This is a genomic window from Piscinibacter gummiphilus (assembly GCF_032681285.1).
GTDB lineage: Bacteria > Pseudomonadota > Gammaproteobacteria > Burkholderiales > Burkholderiaceae_C > Rhizobacter > Rhizobacter gummiphilus_A.
On the sequence record NZ_CP136338.1, the window covers coordinates 38,503 to 52,610 of the forward strand.

The window sequence follows — 14,108 nt, forward strand, 5'->3', positions numbered from 1 at the left end:
AAGTCATGCCTCCGGTGCCGACCGACTGATCAAACGCGAGTCGGTCGTGGATCCGATGACCCGCATGAGGCATGCCCTCGCGCGTTCTTCGCCGCCCGGTTCGGAGAGCGCTGCCATCGGCGTCAGGCCGTCGAGGTCGGCACGAGACTGTGCTACCCAAAGGCTCAACGGTCCCACGTGAGCGTCGATCTCTTCCGGCTGCAAGACATAGCCCATCTCCAGGAGCAGCCGTCGGACCGTTACGATCGCAACGAGGTCCTTCATGGACAAGCCCCACTGGTAGGCGAGCTCGGCACTAGACGGCCTCCTCGTAGCTGTCGAGCACCGAGCGATACCGCTCCATCTCTTCGAGATTGGCGATGCCCATCCAGCGGGCGACGTCCTCGGCGCTCTTCTTCTTGCGCAACTGTCGCAGCGCGAAGGTGTGGCGCAGCCGGAAGGCCCCGCCGGAGCCGGCGCCTGGGTCGTCGACGCCCGCTGCCTCCATCACCGCCTTCACGGCGTCATAGTGGGCCATCTTGCCCCACTGCTGCCCGCTGCGACCGGGAAAGAGGAACGGGCCTTCCGAGCCCTTGCCCTTCGCTTTCGGCTTGTCGGGGAGACCTGCCTCCGCGCGAACCGTGAGCCAGTACCTGAGCAACTGACCCGCCCAGGGAGCGACCAGAGTTTCACGAGGCGGGCGGTTGCCATTGCCCGGGACTTTCAACTTCCAGGGCACATCCTTCCAACGCCCGCCCGCGACCACCGGCGCATCGAGCGGAAGCTCCCGAAGCTCGCCAGGCGTCACGCCGGCGCCGAGATGGAGGGCAACGGCGGTCAGGTTCCGAAGTTCCTGCCAGCCCGACAGCTGACGGCGATCGACGGCGCCTGGTCGCACTTCGCTGAGGTAGGTCACCAGCCGGCGTGCCTGTTCGGCGTCGAGGTAGTCCAAGCCCGGCCGGTCGCTGATGTTGGCCCGCCGGATCTCGTCGCTGCGCCGGATGTATTCCGACGCCGACTCGTTCTTCGTGGTGCCGTGGTCGGCCGCGTACCGGGTCAAAACCCGATCGACAAGGCTCAACAGCCGCCATGCATGCCGAGCACTGAGCGAGCCCCGGTTGGTGGCCTCTCGGGAAGCCAGGAAGTTCGCCAGGTCTTCTTCGTTGAGCGCGTGGAGCGTGACTGGAGGCGATTGGCCCACGCACCATGCCGTGAATGCGGCCCACATGTCTTCATAGACCTGGACTGTGGAGTCGCGTTGGAGCCGGTCGGCAGCCACCGCGGCTGCGCGCCAGGCGTCGAACGCGTGTTGGAAAGCCCCGAGAACAGTCTCGGTCTCCGGCGCTGCGAACAAGTCAGGCGTGTAGGACATGTGAAGCGGGATGGTACATGAAGCGTACTAACGCCCTGCGGCTAGTCCCAAACTACGCGGGGCTCTGCCCCGCCAAAACCCAGCCTCGAACGACGAGCGCGAAGGCGTTAGTACGGTTAGACGTTGGGCACCCGGACCATGGCGGACCGAGGCATAGCGCCTTGCCCCGACGAGCGCCAACGGAAATCCAGCCCTGAAAGGTGACCACCCATGGGAGGCACAGGTCCCATGGATGGACACCTCATCTCGTCCCGCTGGCCAAAGTGGCAAATTCAGCAGCATGCCCGGCCTGCTGATCCCATAAACGGCCACCAATGCGGCCTCCCATAGATGGTCACCTGCGGCGAGCGGCGGGGCGCCACCTGACAGAGAGGATTGGATCGGCGTCGGTAGCGGCCGCTGGAAGAGCGCGTCACTTCCTTCAGCGAGCCGGCTCCCACAGATGGTGACCATGCCTGGCTCCCATAAGCTGTCACCTTCGACCGACTGCGGGCAGCGCCAGGGGTTGTACACAGGCCGGGTCCCAGAGACGGTCACCTACCGCCCATATCCAGCGACCTGAGCTCCCAGGGATGGCGACCCATCCCCCAAATCCAGACACCTGAACGCCCATGGACGGCCACCTGTGCTCCCATAGGCGGCCACCAAAGATGAGCTAAGTTGTTGTGGCGGCTAGCGTTTTGGACCCGTAAAGGTATTCAAGGATCCAAAGTGCTGAGCAAAGAAGACACAACGGGCTGTGGTCTCGTGAAGTCGGATTCAGACCACAAGGGGCTCGCCGAGCCGAGCGCCTCAGGTTACCATTTGACCCATCACGGGTAACCTATGGCGCGCAAAAGAACCACATCGCAGTCACCTGAAGGCCAGATCTCGCTGTTCGCCAGCAAGGAGACGCCGGACGCCTTTCGCAAGGCAGTCCAGATTGTCCATAGTAAGCCGAAGCAACCGCTCAGCTTGCTGCAGCGAAAGCTGGGCAATGCATGGGCGAAGCACGCGATTGAGAACAGCCCGGATGAGCACGGCTGGTGGGTGTTGGGCATCCGCGACCTGGCCATCGACGTCGGCTTCGACTCCAACAACCGACAGTACCTGAAGGAATCGGCGGAGGCGCTCATGCGCATCGTGTTCGAGTGGGACGTCATGTCGCCGACGAACAAGCGCCCCTGGAAGGCCTCGGTGATGTTCCCAGAGGTCGAGATCCACGCCGACCACATCCGCTACCAGATCAGCAGCCAGCTGCGCGAGCTCATCGTGAAGCCGGAAATCTATGCGCTCATCGACATGAATGTCGTGAGACGGTTCCGCCGCGCCCCGTCGCTGGCCATTTGGGAGTTCTGCAGCCGCTACGAGAAGATCGGCCAGACGGCCGAAGTCGAGTGGGAGAAGTTTCGGGACATGGTCCTGGGAGAGACCGCCGAAGCAGTGACGTACCAGGAGTACAAGTACTTCAAGGCCAAGGTGCTCAAGCCAGCCGTCGCTGAGATCAACGCCGAATCGAACCTGACGATCACTTTGGTCGAAGCCAAGATGGGCAAGCGGGTCACCGCCTTGCGCTTCATGATCGAGAAGAAGCTCGTCGCGGAGGAACTGGTCGACGACGGACGGGCGGTCGAGCTTATTGGCGAGCTGGTGCGCCTTGGCGTGATGCAGTCCGAGGCCAAGCGCATGGTGAAGGACCATCCGCTGGACGCGGTGAAAGCCGCGTTGGACTACACGAAGCGGCGCATGGCCGACAAGCGAGCAGAAAAGCTCGACAACCCTGCGGCCTACTTCCGACATGCACTCCAGCATCGCTACGCTGCTCCGGCCGCGGATGCACCATCGGAGGAGCCGTCGCAGCAGCCGAGCCCGAAGATGGACCTGAGAGAGGCCTACCTACAGGCACAGCTGTCCGACGTGGAAGGCTATTTCCGCGAGCTCGATGCCGAGGACCAATCTGCGCTGATCGAGCGGTACAACGAGCAAGCCATTGGGCCGCTCAAGCTCACGAAGAAGAAGCCCTCAAGGGCGGCTGAGGCGGGCTTTCGCCGGTGGCTTGTGAAGGACGTTTGGGGCGAACCCAGCCCAGAGGATCTCGTCGACTTCGCGCAACGGATTCTCGCTGCCAAGCAGTAAGGCTCATTGGCAAATTTCGAGGTCGCAGGCAAAATTGCGGCGAACCTCAGAATTTGCCATGGGCCTATGAATACGGCGACGTTAGACACATCCTCCGCACAGCGGTTTTCTCTGGACGCGCTTCTGCAACTTGCGGAGGTGGCGAATCACAGCTTAGACACGGTGCGCTCAGACATGCTCGAGCCGCATCCGCGCAAGGTTCCTCCGACGTTCACGGGCGCGCAGGTGGCCCGCCTCGCCGGCGTCGAGCCGAAGCAGATGACCTACCTCGCCAAGCGCGGAGACCTGCCCGCGGGCAGCCACGAAGCGAATGGCTCGAGGCGGCTCTTCACGCTGGAGGAGGCACGCCAGTACGTCAAGAAGCTGTCGAAGATTCCGCCGCGCCCCGCAGGGATGCCCGGCGCCACGATCGCCATCGTCAACTTCAAAGGTGGTTCGACCAAGACCACCACTGCGTTCAACCTGGCGCAGGGGCTCACGCTGCGAGGCAGGCGAGTGCTGATCTGCGACCTCGACCCGCAGGCCTCGTCGACGACGCTCACCGGACTTCTGCCAGCAGCAGAGGTGATGGAAGAGCAGACAGCCGCTCCGCTGTTCATCCCGCCCTTGGCCGAAACCCCGAAGGACCTGCGCTATGCCGTCCAGCAGACCTATTGGGACGGGCTCGACATCATCCCGGCGGCGCCGGCGCTCTTCAGCGCCGAGATCTTCCTACCCATTCACTCGCGTGACCCGGAAATTGCTTGGTGGGACATGCTGAACCGTGCAATCGCTCCTTTGCGCGATGAGTACGACGTGATCATCTTCGATACCGCGCCGGCACTGTCGTACCTTGCGGTCAACGCGGTGATCGCGTCGGACGGGCTCATCATGCCGGTTCCTCCAGAAACCCTTGACTTCGCTTCGTCGGTCGCGTTCTGGAACCTCCTGTCCGAAACCCTCGGGGCGCTGGCCAACGGCCGGCGATACCACAAGGACTTCGCGTTCATGCGGGTCCTGCTTTCGAAGGTCGACTCGAAGCTGGCATCAAGCCTGGTGCGGGACTGGATCATCAAGACCTATGGTCCGTACGTGCTGCCCGTGGAGATTCCCAAGAGCCCGGCCGGTTCGCTGAGCGCGGTCAAGTTTGGGACCGTCTACGACCTGGCCAAATACGGCGGCGGCGTGGGTGCCGACACGTACGGCAAGATCCGGGACGCCTTCGACAAGTTCGTGGAGATGATCGATCTGTCGATCCAAGCGTCGATCTGGAAGGTGGCTGAAGCATGAGCCTACGCGACGAACTGAAGGCGAAGAGCCAAAAGGCGGTGGAGCACATGGGCGCCGCGCCGAAGGGAGCGGACGCCAAAACTGCAGCCGCAGGGAAGCCTGTGACTGCGGTCGGTGCGGTAGCGTTCATGCAACCGACCATCGATGCGCTGAACGAGCGTGTGAAGAACGCGGAAGCAGCGAACGAGGAGCTGCGGCGCAAGGTCGACGCGCAACCTACTGAGGTGGAGCTCGGGTTGCTGGACGAGAAGCCGGGACGCAAGCGGCGGCTTACCCCAGACCAGTTCGAGGAGTTGAAGGAGAACCTGCGCAACAACCCGCTGGTGCATCCGGTTGCCGTGAAGCGCTTGTCCAACGGGCGCTTCGAGATAGTCTCGGGGCACAACCGGGTGGATGCCTTCCGGGCGCTCGGCCGACACACCATCCCGGTGGTTGTGGTGGACATCGAGGAGCAGATCCTCGACAGGACTGCGTTCTACGCGAACCTGCTGCAACCCTCACTTCCCGACTTTGAGAAGTACCTGGGCTTCAAGCGCGAGAAAGAAAAGAGCGGTGCGACGCAGAAGGAACTGGCGAAGGAGGCCGGTGTACCGGAATCCACCGTCTCCATGTTGTTCGCCTTCGAGTCACTGCCGGAGCGCGCCCGAGAGCTCATAGAGGACCGACCCACCTCCATCGGCATGAACTGTGCGGCAGAGCTCGCAAAGCTCGCCCGCGACGGGGCGGCGGAACGCGTAGTCGAAGCCGTGGAGCTGCTGCTGTCAGGCAAGCTCACGCAGAAGGAGGCGGTCAGCCACGCGGCACGCAAGCCGACCACCCCCGCGCCCCGGGGTACCACGTCGGCGCCAGTGAAGATCAAAGCTGGGCGGGTCGAGTTTTGCCAGTACGTCTCGCGCGGATCGACGCTGAGGATCGACTTCAAGGCAGAAATTGATCGGGCCGAAGCCGAGAAGCGGATCGCGGTCCTCCTGAAGGAGCTCGCGCAGGAGTCGAAGGGCGATTCATAGTTTGAATCCCTTTTAAATCAAGCACTTACCATTCTGCGAGCGGCCATAGGCCGCTCGTTTTGCTTTGTGGCGGTCAATCAGCTGTAAACCGTTTTGAATCGCTCTGAGTGCTGGCGAAGCAGGGAGGCGCAAGGAAGGATCACCGCCAGGTAGGGACGGTCGCCGGAGTTCTTGTCGTCCAGCAGGCTGCATGCGTCATAGAGGGTTGATACGCCAACCTGATCGCATGACAGGTGAAAGCAAATCGCCTCGCGGATTGCCATCTCTTTTGCAGACCTGGGCTGCCTGAGCGCGTCGATGATCGTGTCGATTGGCAGATGCGGCTTCTCCGCGCCGTTCACCCCATAGTAGTAGTCCACGATGTGCTTGATGGACTGAAGCTTTGCGCGCACTTCGGTCTCGGCCTTAGCGTACTCCGCCGAGCCGGGCTCCAAGTTTTCATTCCAAGCCGAATAACAGGGCATTGCGCCTCCGCTTTGGATGGCAGTCTCACGCGCACCTCCGCGCCACAACTGCAGAGGCCAACTCTATCCCCGGGGGGCCGACGCAATCGGTCAGGCGGCGATGGGCGAAAGCGACTGGTCGATCGGTGCCGTCGGGCTGAGCTGGACGGCCGGGACGGGCGTTTGACCTGGTCCTAGCGCGGAAAGGCTGGCAAGGTGCGCCCGCCCGGGCCACCCATCGACCGCGGCGCCCCTCCTCAGCCACCAGGCGGAGACCGGTTTAGACAGCACGCTCCGATGCAGGTACAGCTGGACCAGTGGTGAAACTACCTGCGCGATCAGCGACCAGTGCGGTTCAACGCCGCCGGCGCCTGGTCACCCGCCCTCCGGCGAGGCCAGGCGCAGCGCAGCCGCATCTTGAGCAGCGTCGGGCAGCCGGGGCCACCCGATCTAGCGACGCTCGCACTGGCGGAGAACGACGGCAGTGAATGGTCTGTAGAAGCATCCTAGAGATCACCATCGCTCCGGTTGCGGCGGCGGGATCGGCGCGGTGGTGGGCCAATTGCGGCACTGAGAAGGAATGCGGCGGCATGTTTGGCGTCCAGATGCCGGCCGCCGTCCGACACCCAGCCTCTGGTGCCCACCCCCAAAGGCAGCCGACCGCGCGCCTGCACGATGACTCGAGCCTGCTCATGGCTGCGGAAGCGTCAACGCGGCGGGACTGCAAGTGGCCGCTCGGGTGAGCCATAGGTGACCGATTGTGGGATCGCGCGAGGCGCTTGGTGGGAAAGGTGACCATTCGTGGGAGTCGATTGGCCGCGTTTGCGGGTTCACGGAGCCATCGCCATAGGCGACTTCATAGGTAATCGCACTCAAGAGGCCGGCCCCGTGCGCGGTTGCAGATCGCACGCATCCCATGGATGGTCACCTAACGGCTGCCACTGACACCGCTCCGATGAGGCAGATCCGCTAGCGCGAGAAAGACTGGAAGAACACGCCCGGCACACCGGCTGGCCTTGGCGCTAGGGAAAGCCCTTTGAGGTTCTTCTGTCCCGGGTCGTCAAACGAGGAAGACCGGGCTTCGGAGCAAGGAGTGCAGCTATGGGTGCCGTTGACCATCATGTTGTCGTCGCAGAGGGGACCCATCCAGCCTGGACGGCGCTCGATGACGCGCTTCAAGTTCTCGTGCGTGCCGAGTCTCTCGTGATGCTGCTCGGATGCGCCTTCGACGTCGAGGAACACCATCGCTACGGCGCTGAGGTCGCCTGCGATCACCTGCGGTCGGTCAAGGACAAGATCTCAGAAGCTCAGGCCCTTGTTCGCTCTGGGGAGCCTCCATCACCAGAGGGCGACAACGGCGATTAATGCGTCACTGTGACGTATTATTCCGGCATGGAATCTGGGCCGTTTCCCCCTGCAGGCAACGCGCGCCGCAAGCGCGGACCCAAGCCCGTGGGCGACCGCGCAATGACCGGTGCGGAGAGAACCCGCGCCTACCGCGAGCGCTTGCAAGAGGACCAAGACCTCGAGGCGCTCGAACTGCTATCCGGGGTAGCGCTTCGGGAGAAACTGAACCGTGCGCTCATCGAGGTACAGCGCTTCGCGTCTGGTCGTGCCAAGGTGCCGGCCGGCTGGAAGGACATCGAGGCGGACCTGCGCGACGGCGCCCTTTATGCCGCCCAGCTGGCCTGGCAGGAGGTCGGCCGGCGCTACGGGTTCAAACTGAGCAAGAAGAAGCCGTCCTCACGATGACGAGGGGCAAGCCCCGAGCGCCACGGCGAGCCGGCAATGGTCCTGGCCGAAACCCAGCGGGGCGGACACGCGGGCGCCCAAAAGCACCGATCTCGAGCCGGTCTGCAGGACGGCGGGAAGCACCGACGAAGAGGCATAGGCCTGCGCGTGCGCATGTTGATAATCCTTATTATCAACACGCACGAAAAATGGCGACAAGTCGGCCTGATTTGAAGCACAATGAGCTAAGTCTTTGATGCGCAACGGAAAGGCGAGAGAACGCGCTGGTGTCGATACCCAGCCATCTTTGAACTTTGTTCATTGATGTCTGAACTCTCGGCTCCTCACCGTTCGGCCCCGCCGAGCCCAAACGCTAAGAAGTAGCCATGCAGTCCGCGTATGGCTACATCCTTCGCCGCACAACTGATCTGCCAACGCAAATTCCGCGCCCTCGCCCCTTCAAACCCAATCAAACCAGGTCAAACCTGAGCAAGGTTGACTACACTCGGCGTTTGCCGCTCTCGGCGGGATGCTTTAGGACGCGAATATGGAAGACCGTTGGCTCTCTGTGGACGAAATCGCCGACTACCTAGGTGTAGCCAAAGACACCATCTACACCTGGGTCACCGCCAAAGGCATGCCAGGGCACAAGGTTGGGCGCTTCTGGAAGTTCAAGAAGGAAGACGTAGACGCCTGGGTTCGCGAGGGCGGTGCCGCTGCCAGCAGTGATGACTTTGACGACAAGGAGCCCAGCAATGTCTAAGCAGCGCTCCGCACAGGACAACAACGATATGAGCGACCTTGATCAAGAAGCCCAGGCGCCTGAGAGCGCGCTCGAAGAGGGCAAGGTCTTTGACTACATCACCGGCAACCCGGTGAAGGACAGCGACAAAGAGCAAGTCCGACAGCGCATCGCCCGCGCCATCATCCATGAATACGGCATTGCCGCCGAGGACATGGAGCCTGACTTCAAGGTCAAGGTGCTGGGCAAGAACCGCAAACTCGACATCGCCATCTTCAAGCCTGGCCAACCACACATGGTGGACAACCTCTACCGCGCCGTGGTGGTGGAGAAAGAGCCCAAGCTTGGCACCAAGGGTGCATATCGGATGCGTGATCCGGAAGAGGCACGCAAAGAGTTCGAAGTGCTGGAAACGGTGATGGCCGAAGTCGAAAGCTGCGACTACGGCCTGTGGACCAACGGCCTGGAGTTCTTTTTCTTCAAGAAAGAAGTCACCCGCTTTGACACCAAGTTCAAGCCCATCGGCGACTGGCCGCTGGGTGACGACACCTTCAGTGTTGAAGGGCGCTCGATGGGGCGCCTGCGCCGTGCCGATCCGGTCATGCTGCGCACGGCTTTCCGCCGCTGCCACAACTACATCCACGGCAACGAAGGCATGCCCAAGGATGCTGCCTTCTGGCAGTTCCTGTACCTCATCTTCTGCAAGATGTACGACGAGCAGCAGCCCAACGATGCGCGTCGCTTCTGGGTTGGGCCGTTCGAGCCATTCGAAGCTGCCGGCCGAGAGCACATCCGCATGCGCATCAAGCCGCTCTTTGATGCGGTGAAGAAGAAGTACGACGGTCTGTTTAAGGGCAACGAAGAGATCACCCTGTCCGACCGAGCCCTGGCCTTCATCGTCTCCGAGCTGGCCCGCTACGACTTTGGTCGCACCGATGTGGACGCCAAGGGCACGGCCTACCAAGAAATCGTTGGCACCAACCTGCGTGGAGATCGCGGCCAATACTTCACCCCGCGTGGCGCCATCAGTCTTGTGGTCAAGATGCTGGCACCCAAAGAGCATGAGCGCGTGCTCGATTCGTCCTGCGGTACAGGCGGCTTCCTGGTCGAGACCTTGAACTACCTGAACAAGGTCTTCCACGAAGAGAAGCGCATCAAGGCAGGCGACGAGAACACGGAAGAGTTCGTCTCCATCCGAGACCAGTTGGCCCACTTCGCGGCCAACAACCTGTTCGGTGCGGACTTCGACCCTTTCCTGGTTCGCGCCGCACAGATGAACGTGATGATGGCTGGCAATTCGCTCGGCCGCCTCTATCACATGAACTCGCTGGAATTCCCGGCAGGCCACCTGCCAGGCGTGCCGGCCGCGAAGGCAGCCATACCGCTCGGGACGATTGATGTCTTGATGACCAACCCGCCGTTTGGCTCGGACATTCCGGTCACCGAAAAGACCATCCTGGAGCAGTACGAGCTGGCCCGCCGCTGGGAGCGGCAAGGCGATGGCTTCGTGATGACCAACGCCATCAAGCCTGCTGTGTCGCCTGAGGTGCTATTCATCGAACGATGCGTCAAGTGGCTCAAGCCGGGCGGCCGTGCTGGCATCGTCTTGCCTGATGGCATCCTGGGCAACCCCGGCGATGAGTACATCCGCTACTGGATTCTTCGCCACTGCTGGGTGCTGGCCAGCGTCGATTTGCCGGTGGAGTCCTTCATCGTCGAGGCCAACGTGAACATCTTGACCAGCTTGCTCTTCCTGAAGCGCAAGCCTGAAGAGGTGATCAAGGCAGAAGACCTGGGTCAGAAAAAGGACTACCCCGTCTTCATGGCTGTCGCTGAGAAGGTGGGCTTCGACCGCCGTGGCAACACGCTCTACAAGCGCCACCCTGACGGCGAAGAAATCCTGGTGGATGTCAGCCACGAAGAGAAGGTCCGCATCGGCGGCGGCCTGCAAGTGCGCACCCTGCATCGCAAGGAGCGCATCCTCGACGACGACCTGCCCGAAATCGCCAAGGCCTATGCCGAGTTCCGCGCCCAACATCCGGAGCCCAGCAAATGATCACGCGACTTGAAGCCACACGTTATCGCTGCTTCGAACGCCTGGGCGTCGATGTCGGCGACTTTCGCGTTCTCGTCGGGGCCAATGGCTCTGGCAAAACCACCTTGCTCGACCTGCCCGTTCTCTTGGGTGACTTGCTGCGTGCCAACAATGTCTCCGCACCGTTCATGGAGCGTCGCCCTGAATTGCCGCCGCGTGCTGGCAGCCTGAACGAACTGGTGTTCGCCGGGCGCGGCAGCGACTTCTCGCTGGCTGTCGAAGCCCGCCTGCCCGAGGCTGTGCAATCAAAGGTGCTTGAAGGCTTGTTTGTCAGCAAACGCACGGAGCGCTCGCGGCAGGCACTACAGGAAGATCGCCGTCAATGGCCGACCCACATCCGCTACGAGATCGGCTTGCGCATCGGTGCGGATCAATCACTGCTGGTGGCCTACGAGTATCTCTTCCTCTTCCCCGAAGCTGATGGACCAGACCGCCGACAAGCGGGCTTTCACGGGGCAACGGCAGCGAGCAAGAAACTGTGGCACCTAACGCTCAAGCGCGAGATTGGCTACGAGTCGGAATTCAAGCCAGAAACACCGCACGCCAAAGCCGTCAAGGTCGGCCTGCCCGAGACGCTACTGGCCATGCCGCGCGTGCTGTTCGAGTCCGAGGCGGGTTACCCCGCTGCGCGGTGGCTGCACACCTTGCTGACTACCGATGCGGTGTTCCTTGAACCCAACTGGTCAGCCATGCGCCAAGCCAGCCCACCGGGCCAGCCCAAGGTCATCACCGCCAACGGCCGCAACATCCCTTGGCTCGCACTGGAACTGAAGCGGGAAGGTGCTCCGGAAGGTGTTGCTGCTGACTACCGCAGCGAGCGCTATGCCGACTGGATTGCCCATGTACAAACCGCGTTGCCGCAGGTCATGGACATCGAAGTGCGTGAACGTGAGGACGACCACCATGCCTATTTCGTGGTCAGCTACAAGGGCGATTTCAAAGTGCCGTCACCCGGTTTGTCGGATGGCACCCTGCGCATCCTCACGCTGACGCTGCTGCCCTACCTCAGCAAGCAGCCCGCCATCTTGGTGACCGAAGAGCCAGAGAACGGCATCCATCCACGCGCCATCGAGGCCGTTTTGCAATCGCTGTCCTCTATGTACGACAGCCAGGTGTGGGTGTCCTCGCATTCGCCGGTCGTCCTGGCACAAGCAAGGCTTGAGCATCTTGTCTGTGCTCGTCCGAATGAGGGCGGCGGCGTGCAAATGGTTGGAGGCAAAGAGCACCCGCGACTTATGGAGTGGCGTGGCGAAATCGATTTGGGCAGCTTGTTCGCCGCAGGGGTGCTTGGATGATGAACAAGCGCCCTTGTGTGATTTTGGTGGCCGACAACATGATGGTCGGCGCGGTCAAAGGCTTCTTCAGCAACCCGCACTGGCATATGAAGCTGGGCTGCTCACCGTTTGAATTCGACTCAAGAACCGACTTGATTTGCGACTCTCTCGGGAATGACCAAGGTGTCTACACCCGTGCGCATGAACTGCTTCGCCCGTACATCGCGTCGCATGACAAGGCCATTGTGATCTTGGATTGCGATTGGAACGGTGAGTACCGGAAGCAGCGGGCTGAGATTACCGCGCACATTGCAGCCAATCTCACGGTGAACGGCTGGGAGCATGGCAAGCACAAAGTGATCGCCATCGATCCTGAGCTGGAGAACTGGCTCTGGCAGGGTGACAACGCTAACGTTGCAAGTGCCCTTGGATACAAAGGAAACGGATCACTGCGCGAATTGCTTAAGCAAAAAGGTTTCTGGCCCGAGGGGGTGGCCAAACCGACGGACCCCAAAGCGGCAGCGCTCTGGCTGCTCCGGCAGACTCGGCAGCCATTGTCTTCATCAGTTTACGAGCGGCTCTGCGCCAGGGTTGGCCTTGGCGGTTGTGTTGATCCGGCGTTTCTGGACCTCAGGAACGCATTGCTTGAGTGGTTCCCCGTATGAGCTTCGCAAGCTTCAAGAATGCACGAATTGTTCGGTCTGGGTGGCTTGACGAAGGTGGTCGTCGGCTGGACTGCAACCCGTATATGTCAGGCGCGCTGGAGGCTCGCGACACACTGAAGCAACTCAAGGTACGCAAGGATGCGCTTAGCACGCTGACCAAGGGTCATGCTGGCGGTATCTACAACGGGCCGATGTTCAAGCGCAACTATGTGGACTCAGCCGAGTATGGCGTGCCTTTTATCAGCAGCGGCTCGATGCTACTGGCCGATCTCAGCACGTTACCTCGCCTACGGCGCTCGGACGCCGAGTCTGGGCGCCTTTCGTACCTGCGCTTACACGCTGGGATGATGATGATCTCTTGTTCCGGCACGATTGGACGAATGACCTACGTTCGCCCAGATATGGATGGAGTGTGGTCTTCGCAGGATGTTCTAAAGGTAGTGCCGAATCCAGAGCAAATTCCTCCCGGCTACCTGTACGCTTTCTTGTCGAGCCGCTACGGTGTGCCTCTGGTGGTCTCCGGAACCTACGGCGCCATCATTCAGCATATTGAGCCAGAGCACATTGCCGATTTGCCTGTCCCCAGGTTTGATGCGCGAACAGAAGTCGCCATCGCCGAAAAAGTTGATGCAGCTGCTGACGCGCGCTCTGAGGCCGTGGAATTGCTGCAAGAGGCCAGCAATCGCCTGCATATGAGGCTAGGCCTAAGGACGCCGACACCGGTTTCCGCCCTTACCAAGCCTGACGTTACAGCAGTATCCAGCGGCACCTTCAGAGATCGCGGAGATGGGTACTACTACAGCGCCAGGAACGCAGAGTCTCGTCGGGCATTTGATGCAGCTGGCGGGAACCGTGCGCTGGGCGAGGCGGCAGAGGTATTCATCCCTGGCATCTTCAAGCGGCTGTACGCATCCGATCCCCAGTTCGGAAGTCCGTACATCACTGGTGGCGATGTGTTTGAGTTGGCTCCTGTTTCAGACAAGTTCTTGATGAAGCGCGTGGCAGCGGAATACGGCCTGCTGCTCAAGAAAGGAATGATCGTTGTGCAGGAGGCAGGTCAACTGGGAGGTCTCATTGGGCGCTCGGTGATGGTAGGCAGCTATCTCGATGGCTTCTCCTGCAGCAACAACATGATTCGAATCGTCCCGGAAGACGACATCGACGGCGGCTATCTGTTCACGCTGCTGTCTAGCGAGCATGGAGTGCGATTGTTGTCGCGGGAAGCGGCGGGCTCCAGCATCCCTCATACAGACGAGCTACGCGTCAAGCGAATTCAGGTTCCTTGGCCCTCAAGGAAAGACAGGGAAGACATTGGTGCGCCAGCCATTCGAGCTCGTGAGTTGAGGGATCAAGCGTGTGTCTGGGAGCAAGAGGCCAGAGACATGCTCGAAGCAAAAATTCTCGGAGGGGAGTGAG

General features: G+C 61.4%; 13 protein-coding genes. 10 read left to right on the plus strand and 3 right to left on the minus strand.

What is annotated here, in order from left to right; genetic code table 11:
* Positions 1-3 precede the first annotated feature (3 nt).
* The gene (locus RXV79_RS27755; protein WP_316704685.1) at positions 4-264 is read right to left on the minus strand and encodes a hypothetical protein; all 261 of its coding nucleotides are present in this window, start codon (positions 262-264) and stop codon (positions 4-6) included.
* A 31-nt stretch (positions 265-295) separates the two neighbouring features.
* Complete coding sequence (locus RXV79_RS27760; protein ID WP_316704687.1) at positions 296-1,351, minus strand: tyrosine-type recombinase/integrase; 1,056 nt, start codon at positions 1,349-1,351, stop codon at positions 296-298.
* An 825-nt stretch (positions 1,352-2,176) separates the two neighbouring features.
* On the opposite strand from RXV79_RS27760, the gene RXV79_RS27765 reads away from it, so the two are divergent.
* From RXV79_RS27765 to RXV79_RS27775, 3 genes are all read left to right on the plus strand, one after another.
* Positions 2,177-3,466 (plus strand): replication initiation protein, encoded by a 1,290-nt coding sequence (locus RXV79_RS27765; protein WP_316704688.1) that lies wholly within the window; start codon positions 2,177-2,179, stop codon positions 3,464-3,466.
* A gap of 174 nt (positions 3,467-3,640) precedes the next feature.
* Positions 3,641-4,735 (plus strand): ParA family protein, encoded by a 1,095-nt coding sequence (locus RXV79_RS27770; RefSeq protein WP_316704691.1) that lies wholly within the window; start codon positions 3,641-3,643, stop codon positions 4,733-4,735.
* Positions 4,732-5,742, plus strand: a complete 1,011-nt coding sequence (locus RXV79_RS27775) for a ParB/RepB/Spo0J family partition protein (protein ID WP_316704693.1) — start codon at positions 4,732-4,734, stop codon at positions 5,740-5,742. Before RXV79_RS27770 ends, RXV79_RS27775 begins: the two co-directional genes overlap by 4 nt.
* A gap of 77 nt (positions 5,743-5,819) precedes the next feature.
* Here RXV79_RS27775 and RXV79_RS27780 read toward each other — a convergent pair whose 3' ends face one another.
* Complete coding sequence (locus tag RXV79_RS27780) at positions 5,820-6,176, minus strand: hypothetical protein (RefSeq protein WP_316704695.1); 357 nt, start codon at positions 6,174-6,176, stop codon at positions 5,820-5,822.
* Between the two features lie 1,110 nt (positions 6,177-7,286).
* Between RXV79_RS27780 and RXV79_RS27785 the strand changes: the two genes are divergently transcribed.
* From RXV79_RS27785 to mads5, 7 genes are all read left to right on the plus strand, one after another.
* Positions 7,287-7,550, plus strand: coding sequence for a hypothetical protein (locus RXV79_RS27785; RefSeq protein ID WP_316704697.1), 264 nt, complete (start codon positions 7,287-7,289; stop codon positions 7,548-7,550).
* An 87-nt stretch (positions 7,551-7,637) separates the two neighbouring features.
* Entirely contained in the window at positions 7,638-7,937 is a 300-nt protein-coding gene (locus tag RXV79_RS27790) for a hypothetical protein (protein ID WP_316704700.1), read from the plus strand.
* Between the two features lie 526 nt (positions 7,938-8,463).
* Positions 8,464-8,679: a methylation-associated defense system helix-turn-helix domain-containing protein MAD1 gene (mads1, locus tag RXV79_RS27795; RefSeq protein ID WP_316704702.1), complete on the plus strand. Its 216-nt coding sequence runs from the start codon at positions 8,464-8,466 to the stop codon at positions 8,677-8,679.
* A 28-nt stretch (positions 8,680-8,707) separates the two neighbouring features.
* Positions 8,708-10,714, plus strand: coding sequence for a methylation-associated defense system DNA methyltransferase MAD2 (gene mads2 / locus RXV79_RS27800; protein ID WP_316704732.1), 2,007 nt, complete (start codon positions 8,708-8,710; stop codon positions 10,712-10,714).
* A complete protein-coding gene (gene mads3 / locus RXV79_RS27805; protein WP_316704704.1) occupies positions 10,711-12,048 on the plus strand; it encodes a methylation-associated defense system AAA family ATPase MAD3 in 1,338 nt (445 codons plus the stop codon). Before mads2 ends, mads3 begins: the two co-directional genes overlap by 4 nt.
* Positions 12,045-12,692 carry a methylation-associated defense system protein MAD4 gene (gene mads4 / locus RXV79_RS27810; RefSeq protein ID WP_316704707.1) on the plus strand — a complete coding sequence of 216 codons (648 nt, stop codon included), beginning with the start codon at positions 12,045-12,047 and terminating at the stop codon, positions 12,690-12,692. Before mads3 ends, mads4 begins: the two co-directional genes overlap by 4 nt.
* Positions 12,689-14,107 carry a methylation-associated defense system restriction endonuclease subunit S MAD5 gene (gene mads5 / locus RXV79_RS27815; protein ID WP_413816723.1) on the plus strand — a complete coding sequence of 473 codons (1,419 nt, stop codon included), beginning with the start codon at positions 12,689-12,691 and terminating at the stop codon, positions 14,105-14,107. The genes mads4 and mads5 overlap by 4 nt, the downstream gene beginning before the upstream one ends.
* Position 14,108: the final 1 nt, after the last annotated feature.